This window comes from Anabaena sp. TISTR 8404 (genome assembly GCF_056847745.1).
The window spans coordinates 2,943,503-2,960,043 of sequence record NZ_CP180578.1; the positions used below are offsets into that span (position 1 = coordinate 2,943,503).

Below are 16,541 nucleotides of genomic sequence, written 5' to 3' on the forward strand. Positions count from 1 at the left end.
AAGTCTGAGCGCATTGAGGCAATTTTTGCACCCATTTCTACTGAGTAGTTAACTGGATGGTTTCTTTAACAATTAGGAAAATTCCTAATCCTAAAAGTAGGACTAAGCCTGTTTGCATCACACCTTCTTGAACACGGCTAGGTAAGGGTCTACCGCGCAAACCTTCAATCAATAGAAAAGCTAATTGTCCGCCATCCAATGCAGGTAAAGGCAAGATATTGATAATGGCTAAGTTAATGCTGATAATGGCTGCAAAAGATAGCAAATTAGTACTGTCATCAGCAGCTAATTTAGCACCAACTTTGACAATATTAACTGGCCCCGAAACTTGTCCAATGGTTTGTTGGAAGTTGGTAATTAACTGACCAAAACCGTTGAGTGTACCAATAAATAGTTGTTGGAAGCGGTTAGCAGCAATACCAAAAATCTCGAAAGGAGTGCGGGGACTACGAAAAACAGGTTTACCATTTGGCCCTAGTTGAATGCCCACCATACCTTTACCATCAGCACCTTTTGATGGGGTTAAATTCAGAGAAAGTTGTTCATTTTTCCGCTGAACTTTGAGTTCAATTTGCTGATTGGGATGAGTTTGAATTTCTTTGGTCAATATAGCTGTGGACTTTTCCGAAGCAGGCAGTTCTTGACCATTAACTGCTAGAACAATATCACCTTCTCTAATTCCGGCTTGATAAGCAATAGATTGTTCATTAACCGGTTGAACAATTACGCCTGGTTGATAATTGAACTTTTCTGGTATGCCTACAATACCCAATTGTAGAACTAGCACTAAATAGGCAAATATTAAATTTGCTATGACTCCCGCACTGATGACGATCGCCCGATCTAAAATTGGACGGTTACGCAGCAGATTCGGGTCGTTGGGTGGAATTTCACTATCTGGGTCATCATCGGGAAAGCCCACAAAGCCACCCAAGGGAAAGGCACGGACAGCATATTCGGTTTCCGTTCCTTGGTATTTCCACAAAACCGGGCCAAAACCCAAAGAAAAGCGGTTAACATGAATGCCTTGAGACCTTGCGGCTATAAAGTGTCCCAGTTCGTGTACCAAAATTAAAACAGCCAAGACTGCGATCGCTGCTAAAACTGACATAAAGCAAATTAGTCAAAATATTCGGATATATATTTTTATTGTAGTAGTTGGTGAACGGACGCACAGATTTAAAGCAACCTACAATATCAGGTGATTTGTGTTACAAGTTACACCCATGCACTAACGTACCACTCCTAACTTACGCTCCTCAATCAACTCTTGTGAAAGTTTTCTACTAGCAGGAATATATTTTCTAAAAATAGCCTGAGCATTTTGAACCGAAGTTTTAACACTATCTTGGATTGGTTGGTCTTCTATGACTAGGACAGCATGATAGTCACCCACAGGCAAATCTACAGAAGAACTGATTAACAACTTGCGATCGCTAGTTATACTGACAATTATTTCTAATGTTTTCATTTACTTTTGCTCTCTGTTGATTATATTGTGAGCGATCGCTACGCCCAACCCAAGCATTACACTATTCATAATGCGTCCACATCCGCAAAATTTTTACCGTATTCTCGGATTCAATCACTTCATATACCAAACGATGCTGAATGTTGATTCGGCGAGAGTACGCACCTTCTAAATCTCCTACTAACTTTTCATAAGGTGGTGGATTCTGAAACGGATTACTTTGAATGATATCGAGTAACGTTTGCGCCTTATCTTGTAAATTGCTTGCAGCTAGTTTCTTAGCATCTTTCTGTGCTTGTTTAGTGTAAACTAGTTCCCAACTCACCACTCTAACTCCCGACTGCACTCCTCAATCGGTGTTGCTAATCCTTCCCGAATTGATTCGCGCATCCCTGGAATTGACAGAAGATAGAGAGTTTCTTGTACAGATGCCCAATCTGCCTCAGATAACAGCACTGCGTTACTATTATTGCCTGCAATAATAATAGGTTGATGGGACTGATTGACGGAATCAATTAAATCCTGTAACCGCTGTTGAGCTTCATTAATTGGAATCATCATCCTTTATCCTTACAATAGCCCTTTGCCAATTTTTTTACCAGTATGAAAGGGGATAGAAACAACTCGATTACCTTCATGTTTCATCTCGGCGGTTAATTTCATCTAAGTCTAATTCAACATTTTAGTCTAGATACGCAACTACGAAATGAACGATCAAACTTTAGTTTTTCGGTTTTTTTGCAATCTAACATCCGAGTGATGTAATAGTTAATCCATCTAACGCACTACGCAAATTTCAATATTCTACTCTTGGCTATTTTTCTGGCTTTCAACGATTTCTTTAAATTCTTTTGCAATTTGTTCTCTATCAGTTGGATTATAAAAAACTATTGATTTACCAGCTTTTGCTTCATCTATGTCAGTATCTCCTAAATAGGTCACTTCTACAGAAGGTGCTAATACCTCGATAACATCATCCTCAGTTAAGATTACATAGTGCATTAGATGTGGATGATACAATTCCAAAAGTGGTTCCTGAGATTGGAACGAAGCAATCCAGGGTGAATTTTCAACAATAAAGGTGTTACCATAGCGTTGATTTGATTCATCTAGATGTTTCCATAAACTCAGGCGGTATTCTTCAAGAATATTGCGATAAGCCGGATATTTTTCAAAGGTGAAACACCAACGAGGTCGATTTGATAATCGAGGTGCTTCAATCGTGATATTTAGCATTCCATCGTCAATCAACGAAACCATCACCAATGAAATTACATCAGCAATTGGCGTATCCCAACGCTTGACTTTCCACGAGTCGTACATTTGCACTAAAAATAACCTGATAATGTAGTAGTCTATACAATCTATGTTTGATTTTTCTACAAATTCATACAAAACTGTAGAGACGTTTTAGGTAACGCCTCTACTTGTTCCTCAGATATTTAACTACAACACCTCACGTCCTAGATAAGGTTGCAGTGCTTCTGGTATTTTTATGCTGCCATCTGGTTGTTGATAATTTTCCAAAATAGCAGCCATAGTTCTTCCCACAGCCAAGCCGGAACCGTTGAGAGTATGGACAAACTGCGTTCCTTTTTTACCCGCTTCTTTAAAGCGAATATCTGCCCGTCGGGCTTGGAAATCAAAACAATTAGAACAACTGGAAATTTCTCGATACTTCCCAGAAGATGGTAACCAAACTTCTAAATCGTAGGTTTTTGTTGCTCCGAAACCTAAATCACCTGTACAGAGATTAATCACACGGTAAGGTAATTTTAAAGCTTGTAAAATTGCTTCTGCATTCCCTACCAATTTTTCTAATTCATCAAACGAAGAACTGGGATGAACAACTTTCACTAATTCAACTTTATTAAATTGATGCAGCCGAATTAAACCGCGCATATCCCGCCCATAACTTCCCGCTTCTCGCCGGAAACAGGGAGTGTAAGCACAGTGGTAAATAGGCAAATCTTCCGCGGCCAAAATTTCTCCCCGGTAAAGGTTGGTAACGGGAACTTCTGCTGTAGGAATCAGCCACAATTCATCATCAGCGCATTTAAAACTTTCTTCGGCAAACTTCGGTAATTGACCTGTTCCTGTTAAAGAATCAGTATTCACTAACAACGGCGGACTAACTTCTACATAGCCAGCTTCGGTTTGCGTCTTCAGCATAAAGTTAATTAATGCTCTCTCTAACGCTGCACCAGCCCCTACCAGATTCACAAACCGGCTTTGGGCAACTTTGACAGCACGCTCAAAATTGAGAATACCCAGCTTTTCGCCAATTTCCCAATGGGGAAGAATATTGGGGTTATGGGGTAGATATTCATCACCCCAACGCCTTACTTCTATGTTTTCTTCTTCACTTTTACCTACAGGTGTAGAGTCACTAGGTAAATTGGGTAGAGCAAGTATCAGCTGTGTAATTTCAGCTTTCAGTTCTTTTTCTTTTGGCTCTAGTTCACTCAACTGAGCTTTAATTGAGTTACCCTCATCACGCAAAGCCTGAATTTCTGGGTCTTGAGGGTTAACACCAGATTTCATCTTCTGCCCGACAAGTTTACCAATTTCGTTACTCCGAGCTTGGAGTTGACTGCGGTTCATCTCCAATTCTCGTTGGTGCTTGTCTAAGTCTAATATCGGCTGAATGTCATAATTACCGCTACGACTATTCAACCGTTCTTGAACTAATTGCGGATTTTCCCGTATTTGCTTAATATCCAGCACAGATTTTTCTCAGTTTCTAGCCTAGAATCTTCTTGATCAATACAGTTAACATACAAAGTTTCAGCATATATTAATTTTGGCTGGCTGAAACTGGAAAAATCTATCAAATGTCAAATTGGCGTAATTGTGGGTTGATGATTTTCTGTCAGTAGCTGTTCGTAATCTTTCGGTGTATCCAAGTCGATTAAACCTTTGGGAAATGGAATTGCCAGCACTTCTTGGACATAGTTTTTGATGATCTGTTTTGCACCTGCTACACCACTGAGCGTAGTTAATTGGGCAAATAAAGCGCGATGAAATAAGGCGGGAACGCCCAGAGTAGAAGCATATTCGGAAGCGACAATTAGCTTATGATCAGTTTGATGCACTTCAACTAGCTGATTGATGAGTTGCGGACTGACAAAAGGTTGATCGCACAGCATGATAACAACAGCTTCTGCGTCTGGATTGATGGTATGCAAGGTTTCTACACCCAGACGAATTGAGGTACTCATTCCCTCATCCCAAAGAGGATTTTCGACAATATGTACTGGTAGTGAGTCAAGCTCTGGTTGAATGCGTTCAGCGTATGCCCCCAGTACAACTATAATTGGTTGACAAACAGAGGCGATCGCTACTTCCACTATGTGACGAATTAAACTCTGTTGACCATACTTTAGTAGTTGTTTAGGTGTTCCCATCCGAGTAGATGCACCAGCTGCGAGAATAATTAAACCGACACCAGACATGGTATTTTCTCTCCATGAATTGCACCTGAGCGATGCACCAAAAAAATTAGAAGCCTGACATAGTTTAAACTTGCCAGACTTCTTGTTAACACTCAGTAATCTTTTACTGGTAGGGAAGTAGTTAACTTGAGAACTCCAAAAACTCAGTGCAAAGACTGATTTTTGTTAGCTGATGAGGCACACCTCAATATAGTTTTTTAGTTGAGATGTATTAAATTATCAAGGATACAGACCGCGATCGCTTAATGCCTGTGCTACTCTTCCTACACCCAAAGTATAAGCTGCTAATCGTAATGGAACTTGCCGCACTTTTGATTGCTGAATCACTTGATGGTAAGCTTGCACCATCAAATGTTCCATTTCGCGGTTGACCCGTTCCTCATCCCAGAATAAGTAAGACAAACCTTGCACCCATTCCAGATAACTCACTACCACACCCCCAGCATTCGCCAAAATGTCTGGTAGCACAGTCACACCCCGCGCTTCTAGAACTCGGTTGGCTTCGAGAGTCACAGGGCCGTTGGCTGCTTCGGCAATAATTTGCGCCTGTACTTGATGGACATTTTCTTCAGTAATTTGGTTTTCTAAAGCAGCCGGAATTAAAACATCGCAAGGCAAAGTCAGTAATTCGGCATTGCTAATTGCTCTAGTGTGTGGAAAATCAATAAGATTGTGATGATTTTCGGCAGCGTAAGCTTTTAAAGTCGGGATATCCAACCCATCGGGCGAATATACCCCACCTGTAACTGTGGAAACAGCTATTACTTTCGCTCCTGCTTGGTGTAATAATTCGGCAGCTGCGCTACCAACATTACCAAAACCTTGAATAACGACTCGTATTCCTTCTAATGTTTTACCTTGGTCTGCCAAAGCTTCACGCACAATAATCATTGTGCCGCGTCCAGTTGCCTTTTCTCTACCAAGGGAACCACCAACGGAAAGCGGTTTACCAGTCACAACCCCTGGTACAGCATGACCAACATTCACTGAATAAGTATCCATCATCCAAGCCATTTCACGGGCAGAAGTACCCATGTCTGGTGCGGGGATGTCTAGTGAAGGGCCAATATCTTTGATTAATTCGCTGGTGTAACGACGTGTAATGCGTTCTAATTCCCCAACACTATAATGTTGTGGATCTATTGCAATACCTCCCTTAGCACCACCATAGGGAATACCCAATAATGCACATTTCCAAGTCATCAACATTGCTAGTGCTGAGACTTCCCGCAGTGTAACAGCTGGATGATAACGAATTCCACCTTTGTAGGGGCCTAATATATCAGAGTGTTGTACTCTATGTCCCGCCAATACCCGCACTTCGCCATTGTCTAGTTTCACCGGAATTGAAACTGTCACAACCTTGCGCGGGTGGCTGAGAATTTCTAGTACACCTTGATCTAACCTTAATTCTTTCGCGGCAGCTTCTAAGTAGCTACAAGCTTGATCGAATGGACATATATGTGCTGGCGTAGCGGCTTCCAGCGGCATTGTAGGTGTTGCAATCATAAAAGTTTCTCCTAATCGCGGTATCTTTGCGAACTGGATACATATATGCCTAGCTTATCCTCTATATTCAAAAAGTAAGAAAATTCTGTAGTTTTTGTTACAATTTAATTTTTTGTTAAAAAAACCACAGTTCAACGGTAAAACTGTGAACTATGGTTTATAAACTGTTAAGGATCAATATTTAGAAATTAGGGATCAATTTGGCAAAAACACCTGAGAAGTGAAGCTACCATGCAATCCATAGGGAATATGATGCTTGAGATGCAGACGGGCGATCGCACGTTTTTCGATATCATTAGCATCTAAAATTACTACGTCTGTACGGTGATACGCAGCATCATAAACCAAAACTAATAGATGTATCTGCATCTTTGCCAAATACTATCTTTGCTCTGACTCTACGACTTTTATAATCTTATGTGTTTACAACTAAGCTAATGTTACATTTATAGTAGCACTAAGATTGATGCAGTTGTAGAGGTGAGCGACTCGGAGTGTTTTGATACACTGACCTGTAATTAGATTAAATCTTCTCTGAATAATTGATTTAAGTGCAATCTATTTTTCTTTCTTCATCAATATTCAGTATTAAATCACACTGAAATTTTAAAGTGTAAGTTATGACAAGCTCATTATATGAGTGAGTCATTCAATGTTTGGTCTACTTTTATTAGTTAATTTTGCTTCCATTATTGCCTTTGCTACTGGACTGATTAACCCAAAACTGGTGCTTCGTGGGGAAAAGCGCACTCGACGCAAAAGCACTGAGATTTATCTGTCTGCTTTTGTTCTTTCCTTTATTGGAATGCTCGTTTTTGCCCCGAAACCTGAGCCAGTAGTAATTACACCAGTTGCAAAGCCAAAGCCTGCACCCGTGCAAGAAGCGAAACCCTCGCCAATACAAGAGGTAATACCAACCCCAACGCCCACACCCACGCCAGCAAAAGCAACTCCAACACCCACACCTGAATTTGTCACCTTTGACCCAAGTGTATGTAAAAGCGATCGCTATCTTCCAATCAACGGAGCCAGCATCGCCTTGTATACCACCTGCCAGTATCTCAATACCGATTTAATTCAACCTGAGTCTGTTTCCGTCGTCACTGGTGCAAAAGGCAACGGCGAGCCATTGGTTCTAGAGTTACAAGCTGAGTCAGGGTTTGAAAAAGTCCTGTGGCGGGATTACAATCTTGCACCCGAATCAGGCAAAGACGTGTGTGTTGAGTACAAAGATGAATCTGTATCTTGCCTAGCGTTTTCTAACCCTGATGAGACGGCTGGCACACAAATTCAACCACAAGTCACCACAAGCACTCTCAAAGATGCTAAGTGCGAGGATTTTGCCATGCAAGAGCAAGCTCAAGCAGCTTTACCAGCTAATCCTCAACTGGACAGAGACGGCAACGGAACGGCTTGTGATTCAGTTCTTTCTGGGGGTGGCGGTTCATACGTCCATTACAGAAGCAGTGGTTCATCATATCACTACACGAGGCGGCGGCGCAGGAGAAGATGACAAATTAAAACCCAAGAGCATATGTCGAAAACATTACTCTTGGGCAGTTTATGAACACCAATTAGTCAGGGAAGTTTCACACTCCTGTAGTTCTTGAGCGTTCTTTAGGCTGGCTTGGGTAAGTTTATGAACACCAATTAGTCAGGGAAGTTTCACACCCACAAAACGTCAACGAATCAATCTGGCAAAAACACCTGCGAAGTGAAGCTCCCATGCAATCCGTAGGGAATATGATGCTTGAGATGTAGACGGGCGATCGCACCTTTTGCGATATCACTAGCATCTAAAATTACTATGTCTGTACGGCGATACGCAGCATCATAAACCAAAGCCAGCAGCCAGCCATCATCTTCTGTTTCTGCACCAGGACGGGGAACAAAAATCGGTTCACCCATAAAACCACGGGGTGCAGCACTCCAAAGTTGTCTTTCTCCTGTTTCCCAGTCTAGTTTTAAGATAGCTTGCAAAGGAGCATTCCCCATCTCTGCATGAGCCGCACCTGTATATAGATATCGATAGGTGCGTCCTACTTTCGCCGGATTGATGGTGGGAAACTCACAACAGCGTGCTTCAATTAATTTTCGTTTTACTGTTCCATCATTGAGGTTGAGGTAAAACCGCCAAAGTTGTCCTGGCGCAAGTGCGTCAAAATTAACTTGGCGAAAATCGCTTTCTGGTTCTACCTGTTGTAATGAATCGTAGCAAATCGAGTCAATAATAATTTCATCACCCATACCAAAAGCATTCACATGATGGAAAATGAACCCTGATGTGGTTTCTAAAATTTTGACTTCTGTTTGTCCTAGCTGGGGAAAACGGGGAATGACAATAATTTTAGTTGGTTGATTTGGCTGTACTTTAATACATTCGCCTGCACCGCGCATTCCCAAGGCGAAGGGTATGGGATTGAAAGCAACGGGATTTTGAAAGAAGATGCAGTAATTGGGGGTAATGACAAAATCGTGAATGAAGCAAAACCCCGGAACGCTGTGAGCGTGTTTTCTGATAATTTTTCCGGCTAAGTTTAACTCAAAAATGGTAATCGTGGTGGATAATCCCGGTTTAATTGAGAAATTGACTAGGCAAGGCTGACCACCATCTTGTTCGCAACTAGGGTCAAGTCGGGGATGTGCGCTAAAAGCTTCACCCTCTGATAACGTACCGTTGAAATATTCTTTACCCAATGTTTCTAGGGTGTAGGGGTCGAGGCGATAGGGTTCAGCAGCTTCCCATAATGCTAAGAGTTTATCGCCCAAATAAATAACGTTGGTGTTAGCAATATGTTTAAGTTTGAAGTCAAAAATATTAGCCAGCCAACCACCGGGTTTTTGTGTACCAAAAACACCACGATAAAGAATTTTTCCGGCTTTTTGTTCTGCTAAGTAGCCCTCGGTGCGGACAAAGCTGTTGCGGAAATGGGCGCGACCATTAGTAAAGGTGATGCGCCTAATCATTCCATCACCATCAAAAGGATGATGAATGCGTTGTCCGTTGATATCTAGTAAGCCAGGGCCGTTTCTAAATAGCGTACCTTGCAGTTGTGGAGTGATTTGTCCTTCTATATCATCAATCCAATAGTCAAATTCTTGGGTGAGGGATTGATATCCTCCTTGCCAATCTTCACGGGTGTAGGATTTTTGTAATTCTTGATTTTTTAAATTTTGCATAGTTTTGATTTTTTTCACGCAGAGACGCAAAGGCGCAGAGAGGTTTTATTCAATAACTTGTGATTCTTGTTCTTGAAGTATTAAATTTGGTATGAATGGTTGTTCGCTACTACTTGGCAACGCTTCGATTTTTGTATCGTCTTTTGGTAGCCAATTAAGAAATGCTAGTGGTAATAAGGTGCTGAGATTTGTGATAATTACCAAAATCCACAGTGAATCAAAGTTACTCTCGGTGATACCTAGCCAGTGCATGATGATGGCTCCAAATTCATAGGAAACCATTCCAGCTAAGTTAAAGATTGACATTAACAAGGCGAATAAGGTTGCTTCTACTCCAGGGGGGCAAAGTCTGGCTGCTAATACTAAAACTGGCATATAGGCGATTTGTCCCATAACTGTGAGTATGAGACTGTCTCCTAAACTAAACCAGCGGTCATCTATACCTAAAGCACGGTTGGTGTGAGTTACCAAAAGCAGCATTGTCATGCCTAAAACTGCTGAAATAACGGTACTCCAACCAAAAATGACGCGGAATGGCACGCTTTTCAAAAACCTTTGAAAAATCCAAATGCCAACTAAAGATGCCAAACTTGTTACTAAACGGACTCGCCCTAAAAATTCTGGTTCAAAGTGGAGTTCGTTAGTGCTGAAGTAGAAAAAGGCAGATTCAGCAGTCGGAGTAGCTTGCAAAATAAAGACGAAAGCGGCTGGTAGCCAAATTGTTTTTTGGCTGACTGCTTGGCGTAGCTGTTTGAGTTGATGCCGGATATCTAAGGAGTTAGCGTTATTAGTATCGTTAGTTTCTTTATTTACAGGAGATTCAGCTATTAACCAAGCTACACCGGAAACAATTAACGGGAAACTAGCGGTAATTAAAAATATTGTGCGGGTGGTGAAATGTTCGAGGAGCATCCCGCTAAAGTATGCTGTGACTAATCCTCCAAATGCAGTTGCACCCCAGCACAAAGATTGTAATGAGCCTGCATCTGCTTGAGATTCAACTCTGGCTCGTTCTACGACCAGTGAATCAACTATGACATCGCTGACAGCGATCGCAAGTGAACTCAGGGCGATCGCCATTGTTGCTGCCCAGCTACTATGAACCATTGTGGCCATACTGACCCAGGCAATAGCTCCTAATATCCCGGACAGTATTAAATAAGGGCGACGACGATAGCCGAAAATAGGCAAGCCATCGGACATAAAGCCAAATAGTGGCTTTATCATCCAAGGTAGGGCTACAACTCCCAACATTGCCGAAACTTCAGCCGGACTTAGCAATAATTCATCTTTGAGGAAAAAGCTAACAGCTAAACGCGCCAGTCCTAAAATTCCTTGGACAAAGTAAACGCTAAGAATAGCAATTAACTCGGCACTGGGTTCATGGCCGAAGAAGATTTTTTCTGTTATCGAGTCTTTGACCTTGGACAAGCCAGAGGAGTCAATGAGCATTTGATAAATATTTTTTAAGTTTTGTCTACTTTTCTATAATATCGATTTCTGAAGTGTGAAGTGTGAGGTCTGAAATTTTGTCTTTTGGCTTTCTGCCTTTTGACAAATGACTATTGACTATTGACCATTGACAATTTATTAAGAATTGTGCTTGCCTTGAGTGGCACAGATGTAAATCTAATTGTCACAATATGTTCGTCAATATCAGATTTTTTCATCACCTTAGCGTAAATAAATTCTTCTGTGGTGAGTTCGGTGCCTAGTAATTTAAGTTTGAGATTATTTAAGATTTCTAAGGAATTTAGCGATCGCATCTGTGCAACTTTTTCAGAAAGGCTGATCAATTCACCCTGAAATACTGCGCCAACTGCTTGTTTGCCTTGTAAAACTGTATACTCTATGAGGACTGGCACATTTAGATTGACTATTCCTTCATCATCGTTGGGCAAGAATAAGTTATATTGACCACCAACGCCGCGAATTTCGTAAATTGTAATCGGTTCTTTGATGCCTTTAGGCTCGATTTGCATTTGTCCGCCAATTTGCAATTCAATGTTCGCATCTTGACGGGTATTTTCTGAAATTAAAACTTGTCCGCCAACTGTATAAGTTTCTACACGGGAAGCCAAGTTAACATGGCTACCAATAACTGTATATTGGGCGCGTTTTTGCGAACCGATATTACCAGCAACGACCTCACCTGTATTAATCCCGATGCCCATTTCTAAGGTAGGGAGATTCATTTGCTTATTGTGTTCATTGACTTGCTGCATGGCTAATTGCATCGCCACAGCACAAGCAATCGCTCTTTGAGAATCATCAGGACGGTTAATCGGCGCACCAAACATCACAAAGATACCGTCACCCATGAACTCGTTAATTGTACCTTTGTATTGATTAATGACCTCGGTCATCGTTCCTAAATAAAAATTCAGAATAGTCACTACTTGTTCAGGTGACAATTGTTCCGACATGGCAGAGAATCCACGTAAGTCAGAAAATAGCAGGGTGACTTTGCGGCGATCGCCACCTATTTTTAAGCCAGCAGGATTTTCGAGTAAATTAGCAACTACCTCATCTGTGAGGTAACGACCAAAAGTTTTCCGCATTCCCGATGCACTTTCAGCAATGTATTGCGTAACTGCGATCGCTGAACCTGCTAATGCGAAGAATGACGGTACAACCGGAATCCACCAACCGAATAAAAAAGCTACAAAACTACTACCAACCAAAGTCCCAGTTGTTAACACCACATTGATCGGCAAACGGATTTTTTGATGACTACTGTGGCGCTGTATCCAGCATAAAGTTGCACCTGCGATCGACCAACTCAAAATCCACAGATATTCTAACGGTTCAGGTAAACTTTGAATTTGTTGACGACCATCTATAGCTGCACTCAAAATTTGACTAATCAAATTTGCATGAATAGTGATACCAGCCATGCGTTCTGGTTCAGCAAAGACACTACTACTATAGGGTGTATAAAATAAATCTTTTAAACTTTCAGCCGTTGCGCCAATTAGTACAACTTTATCCCGCATCAAGTTTGGTGGAATGCGATTTTCTTGGACTTTTGTCAAAGATATTTTCTGAAACTGTTGTATTCGTCCTCGGTAGTTGATCAGCACTTGATAACTACCAGCATTCGCGCGAATATAACTACCATCATTAGCTTCAAAAATCGGAAAAATACCTTTACCTAACTGCAAATAGTTTGGGTTAATCGCCGATGCTTTCTCTGTAATACCTTCTGGTTTTAAGTACAACAAAGCTAATTTCAAGGCAAAACTTTCGAGAACTTCGTCATTTTTAAAATTAACGTAGAGCAATCCGCGTCTAATTCTGCCATCTCCATCTATAGGCAAATCATTTGACCCAATTTGATGGCGTTGCTGCAATACCGGAGACGCATTAACAGGGGAACTATCAGCAGTATCCGAGACTTTTTGCACCCCAATTATATTAGGCGTAGATTCAAATACCTTAACTAAAGCTTGATGACCAGGATTAACAGGTAAATCACGATAAATATCTAAACCGATCGCCCTTGGTTTTTGTTGCTTAATTTTCTCTAATACACTAGCTAAAGCTGCATCCGACATCGGCCATTGCGTTTGCTTGCGAACATCTGCTTCATTAATTTCAACTATTACAATGCGGCTATCAACTGGTTCTGATGGACGTAGCTGAAAAAAACGATCCAAAGCTACTAATTCCATCAATTGCAGCCAACCTGTTAACCGCATTCCAATTACTAAAGCTGTTACACTAGGAACAGCAAATAAAACACCCCGCCATTGCCAAATTTGCGGTTTAAGTTTTGACCACATCATAAAATTTAAAGATAAAAAATAAAAAGTAAAAAGGCAAAAGATGTTAGTCTTTTTACTTTTGCCTTTTATATTTTGACTTCTATTCCCTACTCACTTGTTCACTTGTACAGCAGTCAATAAATTGTTCTGAAGCTAGTGCAGTCAACTTAACTGATTTTAAGAATGTCCACCAATTGATTCTGGCTCTCACATTTTTTGGATCATTGCGGCGTAACTGCACTAAAGTAGTGAGTGCGTCATGCCAAATCCCAGCTTCTGCATAAAGAATAGGTAACTTTTGTGGGTTTGCCTTTGCTAGATTTTCTGACAAAGGTGCTTCTGCTAGAGTGCGTTCTACCCAGCCATCTACCCAAGGATTTATGCTGGAATCTAAAGAATTGCAAACTACTGTCAGATACCAGTGATAGCTTTTACCTACTGCTAGTTCTGGGGCAGTATTAGGAAGTGTAAAACTAATAATTCCTGGTTTATTTGGTAGCGTCAAAGTAGTTTCATAGACGACTTTTTCGTTTTTGTCAGTTAGGAGAAGAAACTTTGCTGTTTTGACTGATGATTGAGGCACAAACCAGTAAAACGTTGGACGTTCGGCTAAAGTCAATCCTAGTTTATTTGGCGGTAGGAGAGAAGTTAGTGGCTTATTTCCTTTCAAGCAGGAAGAACCACGAGTTGAACCACCAGCACTTGGGGGTGGATCTGCTCGTTTTGGTGGCTTAAATGCTTGACTAATTTGCCAAGTTTTTTCTCTAGAAAAAGATTCAGCTTTTACCTGTGCCGTAAGACTAGAAATTATCAGAAAATCTAAGCACAGTATCGAAAAGACTGCAAAATGTACGGACGATTTAATCCCTTTCATATTGGTGAGAGTGCCTTGGTTTTAGATTTACCAAAACTGATAAATTTTAACTTATGAGCCTTTTCCAGGATCTAGTAAGACCAATTGGAAGAAAGAATACGACAGATGGATTTTCAGAACTCAGACACAGACAGAAATTCCAAATCTAAAATCCAAAATGGTATGAGACCTGGCATTCAGCAGTCAGCTAAATATAAGTGTTCCCAAAAGCAACCTCAGATTTTGCATTTACGAAAAATTACTAAAGTCCAAAACATCTAATTGATCCTAGAGGATCAGAAATTTCGCGTCTCTACTGTTGACGATCGCAACTTTACCGCTGACTATTGACTATTGACTATTGACTATTGACTAATGATTAAAATCGCAGTTATTGGTGTGGGGCGTTGGGGAGTACATTTACTGCGGAATTTTTTAGCGCATCCCCAAGTTAGTGTAGCGGCAGTAGTAGATCCTCATTGGGAAAGATTAACAGCAGCCAAGCAGCAATTTAACTTGGATGACAATATATTGTTGACAACTGAGTGGCAAGCTTTAGAAAAAGTACCAGATTTGGCAGCAGTTGCGATCGCCACACCAGCCACAACTCACTATCATTTAATCAAAGATGCCCTCCAGCAGGGATATCATGTCTTAGCAGAGAAGCCTTTAACTTTAGACCCTAAAGAATGTGAGGAACTTTGCCATCTAGCAGAGTTACAGCAGTTAATATTGATGGTTGACCACACCTATTTATTTCACCCAGCAGTTGAAGCCGGACAAATGGTAGTTCAAGCTGGCAAATTAGGTGAATTACGTTATGGTTATGCTTCTCGTACCCATTTGGGGCCAGTCCGACAAGATGTTGATGTTCTTTGGGACTTAGCCATTCACGATATTGCGATTTTTAACAACTGGCTGGGTCAAGTACCAGTGAAGGTACAAGCAACGGGGACAGTTTGGTTACAAACAGAGGGGAGTGGGGAATTTAATTACTCACCATCGGGTTTAGCGGATTTAGTGTGGGTGACACTAACCTACCCAAATAACTTTCAAGCATACATTCATTTGTGCTGGCTTAACCCTGATAAACAACGGCGATTGGTAGTTGTGGGTAGTCTGGGTAGTTTGATTTTTGATGAAATGTCTTCTGCGTCACCATTAACTTTATTACATGGAGAGTTTGAACGTCAGGGAAGTCATTTTTTACCTGTTAATCAAAGCCGAGAAGTGGTGGAATTAAAACCCGGTGAACCTTTACAACAAGTGTGCGATCGCTTTATTCAATCCATACTCCAGAATCAACCTACCGTAGTATCATCGGGCTGGGTAGGTACAGAGTTAGTAAAAATTCTGGCAGCTTTAACCATATCTCTCAACCAAGGTGGACAGCCTATTTTTCTGACAAGAGAAGCTAGAGGCTAGAAGCTAGGGACTAGTATTTTTTCTCATAACTTCGCACTTTCAAGTCAAGTATTCATGAGAAAACATGGCCACCAAATATGAAAAACTGTCTTCTCTAGCCTCTATTCCCAAGTCTCTAGCTTCTATCTTCAAGACAGTAGGCAAAAAAATTACACCTGGGGGAATTGGTGAAGGCTGTAGAGACTCAGCTAGAGTGAATATATATAAATATAAATTTTCAAATGACCATTTACTTTTACAAAGTTTGGCAGCCTTACGGGTGTTTTTCTAACTTTTCGTCCCATCCAATCCAAATCCAGGGTACTTATTGGCCAACGGTTGAGCATTATTATCAAGCACAAAAGTTTGTAGGCAGCAGGGATGCAGCAATTATATCCGTCATTCATGCTGCTGCTACACCAGAAGAAGCTGCCGCTTTAGGACGCTGTAGTACACGTACACTCCGTTTAGATTGGGATTTGGTGAAAACTCAAATTATGCGTGAGGCTGTACTCAAAAAATTTCTCACTCATGCTGATATTCGGGAAGTTCTACTAGCCACAGGTGATGAGACGATTGTCGAGAATTCCCCCACAGATTATTTCTGGGGTTGTGGTACAGATAAAACTGGTCAAAACCATCTTGGAAAAATTCTGATGAGTGTGCGCGAAGAAATTCGACGATTACACCTTTACTCTGTAATCACTAGTGATTGTCTAACAGAATAGCTACATATAAAAGGGCATTGCTACTGAGAGTGGGGAATGTTGACATTCCCTAAATTAAAAAAATTTACACGTTAGTCCATTATATTTACTTAATTAATTCGCTTAAAAATAAAAAAAATATAAAGATATATAAATATAATAGAAAGAATTTTGGAATTTGATGATTTACATAAT

15 protein-coding genes and 1 pseudogene are annotated in these 16,541 nt (G+C 40.9%); 3 read left to right on the forward strand and 13 right to left on the reverse strand.

Going from position 1 to position 16,541, the window contains the following annotated elements; genetic code table 11:
* Window positions 1-37 precede the first annotated feature (37 nt).
* The 9 genes and pseudogenes from rseP to ACMX3D_RS12845 all read right to left on the reverse strand — a co-directional run.
* Window positions 38-1,111, reverse strand: a complete 1,074-nt coding sequence (gene rseP, locus ACMX3D_RS12805) for an RIP metalloprotease RseP (RefSeq protein ID WP_482751781.1) — start codon at window positions 1,109-1,111, stop codon at window positions 38-40.
* A gap of 120 nt (window positions 1,112-1,231) precedes the next feature.
* Entirely contained in the window at window positions 1,232-1,471 is a 240-nt protein-coding gene (locus tag ACMX3D_RS12810) for a hypothetical protein (RefSeq protein WP_482751782.1), read from the reverse strand.
* Between the two features lie 61 nt (window positions 1,472-1,532).
* Window positions 1,533-1,796 (reverse strand): Txe/YoeB family addiction module toxin, encoded by a 264-nt coding sequence (locus tag ACMX3D_RS12815; protein ID WP_482751783.1) that lies wholly within the window; start codon window positions 1,794-1,796, stop codon window positions 1,533-1,535.
* Window positions 1,793-2,032 (reverse strand): type II toxin-antitoxin system Phd/YefM family antitoxin, encoded by a 240-nt coding sequence (locus ACMX3D_RS12820; protein ID WP_482751784.1) that lies wholly within the window; start codon window positions 2,030-2,032, stop codon window positions 1,793-1,795. The genes ACMX3D_RS12815 and ACMX3D_RS12820 overlap by 4 nt, the downstream gene beginning before the upstream one ends.
* A 243-nt stretch (window positions 2,033-2,275) precedes the next feature.
* Entirely contained in the window at window positions 2,276-2,800 is a 525-nt protein-coding gene (locus ACMX3D_RS12825) for a hypothetical protein (RefSeq protein WP_482751785.1), read from the reverse strand.
* Window positions 2,801-2,917: 117 nt separating this feature from the next.
* Entirely contained in the window at window positions 2,918-4,198 is a 1,281-nt protein-coding gene (gene serS / locus ACMX3D_RS12830; protein WP_482751786.1) for a serine--tRNA ligase, read from the reverse strand.
* A gap of 110 nt (window positions 4,199-4,308) precedes the next feature.
* Window positions 4,309-4,926: a nucleotidyltransferase family protein gene (locus tag ACMX3D_RS12835; protein WP_482751787.1), complete on the reverse strand. Its 618-nt coding sequence runs from the start codon at window positions 4,924-4,926 to the stop codon at window positions 4,309-4,311.
* A 219-nt stretch (window positions 4,927-5,145) separates the two neighbouring features.
* Complete coding sequence (locus ACMX3D_RS12840; RefSeq protein WP_482751788.1) at window positions 5,146-6,435, reverse strand: Glu/Leu/Phe/Val family dehydrogenase; 1,290 nt, start codon at window positions 6,433-6,435, stop codon at window positions 5,146-5,148.
* A gap of 195 nt (window positions 6,436-6,630) precedes the next feature.
* A pseudogene (locus ACMX3D_RS12845) lies at window positions 6,631-6,792 on the reverse strand (carotenoid oxygenase family protein); the annotation flags it as partial.
* Between the two features lie 295 nt (window positions 6,793-7,087).
* Between ACMX3D_RS12845 and ACMX3D_RS12850 the strand changes: the two are divergent.
* A complete protein-coding gene (locus ACMX3D_RS12850) occupies window positions 7,088-7,948 on the forward strand; it encodes a hypothetical protein (RefSeq protein ID WP_482751789.1) in 861 nt (286 codons plus the stop codon).
* Between the two features lie 176 nt (window positions 7,949-8,124).
* On the opposite strand, the gene ACMX3D_RS12855 is transcribed toward ACMX3D_RS12850, so the two are convergent.
* From ACMX3D_RS12855 to ACMX3D_RS12870, 4 genes are all read right to left on the reverse strand, one after another.
* Complete coding sequence (locus ACMX3D_RS12855) at window positions 8,125-9,615, reverse strand: carotenoid oxygenase family protein (protein ID WP_482751790.1); 1,491 nt, start codon at window positions 9,613-9,615, stop codon at window positions 8,125-8,127.
* Between the two features lie 45 nt (window positions 9,616-9,660).
* Complete coding sequence (locus tag ACMX3D_RS12860; RefSeq protein ID WP_482751791.1) at window positions 9,661-11,067, reverse strand: folate/biopterin family MFS transporter; 1,407 nt, start codon at window positions 11,065-11,067, stop codon at window positions 9,661-9,663.
* A 110-nt stretch (window positions 11,068-11,177) separates the two neighbouring features.
* Window positions 11,178-13,403 (reverse strand): CHASE2 domain-containing protein, encoded by a 2,226-nt coding sequence (locus ACMX3D_RS12865; protein WP_482751792.1) that lies wholly within the window; start codon window positions 13,401-13,403, stop codon window positions 11,178-11,180.
* Between the two features lie 79 nt (window positions 13,404-13,482).
* Window positions 13,483-14,256 carry a DUF928 domain-containing protein gene (locus ACMX3D_RS12870; RefSeq protein WP_482751793.1) on the reverse strand — a complete coding sequence of 258 codons (774 nt, stop codon included), beginning with the start codon at window positions 14,254-14,256 and terminating at the stop codon, window positions 13,483-13,485.
* Window positions 14,257-14,610: 354 nt separating this feature from the next.
* Here ACMX3D_RS12870 and ACMX3D_RS12875 point away from each other — a divergent pair, with 354 nt between their 5' ends.
* Both ACMX3D_RS12875 and ACMX3D_RS12880 read left to right on the forward strand, forming a co-directional pair.
* Entirely contained in the window at window positions 14,611-15,660 is a 1,050-nt protein-coding gene (locus ACMX3D_RS12875) for a Gfo/Idh/MocA family protein (protein ID WP_482751794.1), read from the forward strand.
* Window positions 15,661-15,881: 221 nt separating this feature from the next.
* The gene (locus tag ACMX3D_RS12880; protein WP_482751795.1) at window positions 15,882-16,367 is read left to right on the forward strand and encodes an NADAR family protein; all 486 of its coding nucleotides are present in this window, start codon (window positions 15,882-15,884) and stop codon (window positions 16,365-16,367) included.
* The last annotated feature ends 174 nt before the right edge of the window (window positions 16,368-16,541 follow it).

Bases quoted from the DNA above. Each gene is read 5' to 3' on its own strand.
- rseP (WP_482751781.1), bottom strand. From the start codon at position 1,111: ATGTCAGTTTTAGCAGCGATCGCAGTCTTGGCTGTTTTAATTTTGGTA.
- ACMX3D_RS12810 (WP_482751782.1), bottom strand. From the start codon at position 1,471: ATGAAAACATTAGAAATAATTGTCAGTATAACTAGCGATCGCAAGTTG.
- ACMX3D_RS12820 (WP_482751784.1), bottom strand. From the start codon at position 2,032: ATGATGATTCCAATTAATGAAGCTCAACAGCGGTTACAGGATTTAATT.
- ACMX3D_RS12835 (WP_482751787.1), bottom strand. From the start codon at position 4,926: ATGTCTGGTGTCGGTTTAATTATTCTCGCAGCTGGTGCATCTACTCGG.
- ACMX3D_RS12840 (WP_482751788.1), bottom strand. From the start codon at position 6,435: ATGATTGCAACACCTACAATGCCGCTGGAAGCCGCTACGCCAGCACAT.
- ACMX3D_RS12850 (WP_482751789.1), top strand. From the start codon at position 7,088: ATGTTTGGTCTACTTTTATTAGTTAATTTTGCTTCCATTATTGCCTTT.
- ACMX3D_RS12855 (WP_482751790.1), bottom strand. From the start codon at position 9,615: ATGCAAAATTTAAAAAATCAAGAATTACAAAAATCCTACACCCGTGAA.
- ACMX3D_RS12860 (WP_482751791.1), bottom strand. From the start codon at position 11,067: ATGCTCATTGACTCCTCTGGCTTGTCCAAGGTCAAAGACTCGATAACA.
- ACMX3D_RS12865 (WP_482751792.1), bottom strand. From the start codon at position 13,403: ATGATGTGGTCAAAACTTAAACCGCAAATTTGGCAATGGCGGGGTGTT.
- ACMX3D_RS12870 (WP_482751793.1), bottom strand. From the start codon at position 14,256: ATGAAAGGGATTAAATCGTCCGTACATTTTGCAGTCTTTTCGATACTG.
- ACMX3D_RS12875 (WP_482751794.1), top strand. From the start codon at position 14,611: ATGATTAAAATCGCAGTTATTGGTGTGGGGCGTTGGGGAGTACATTTA.
- ACMX3D_RS12880 (WP_482751795.1), top strand. From the start codon at position 15,882: ATGACCATTTACTTTTACAAAGTTTGGCAGCCTTACGGGTGTTTTTCT.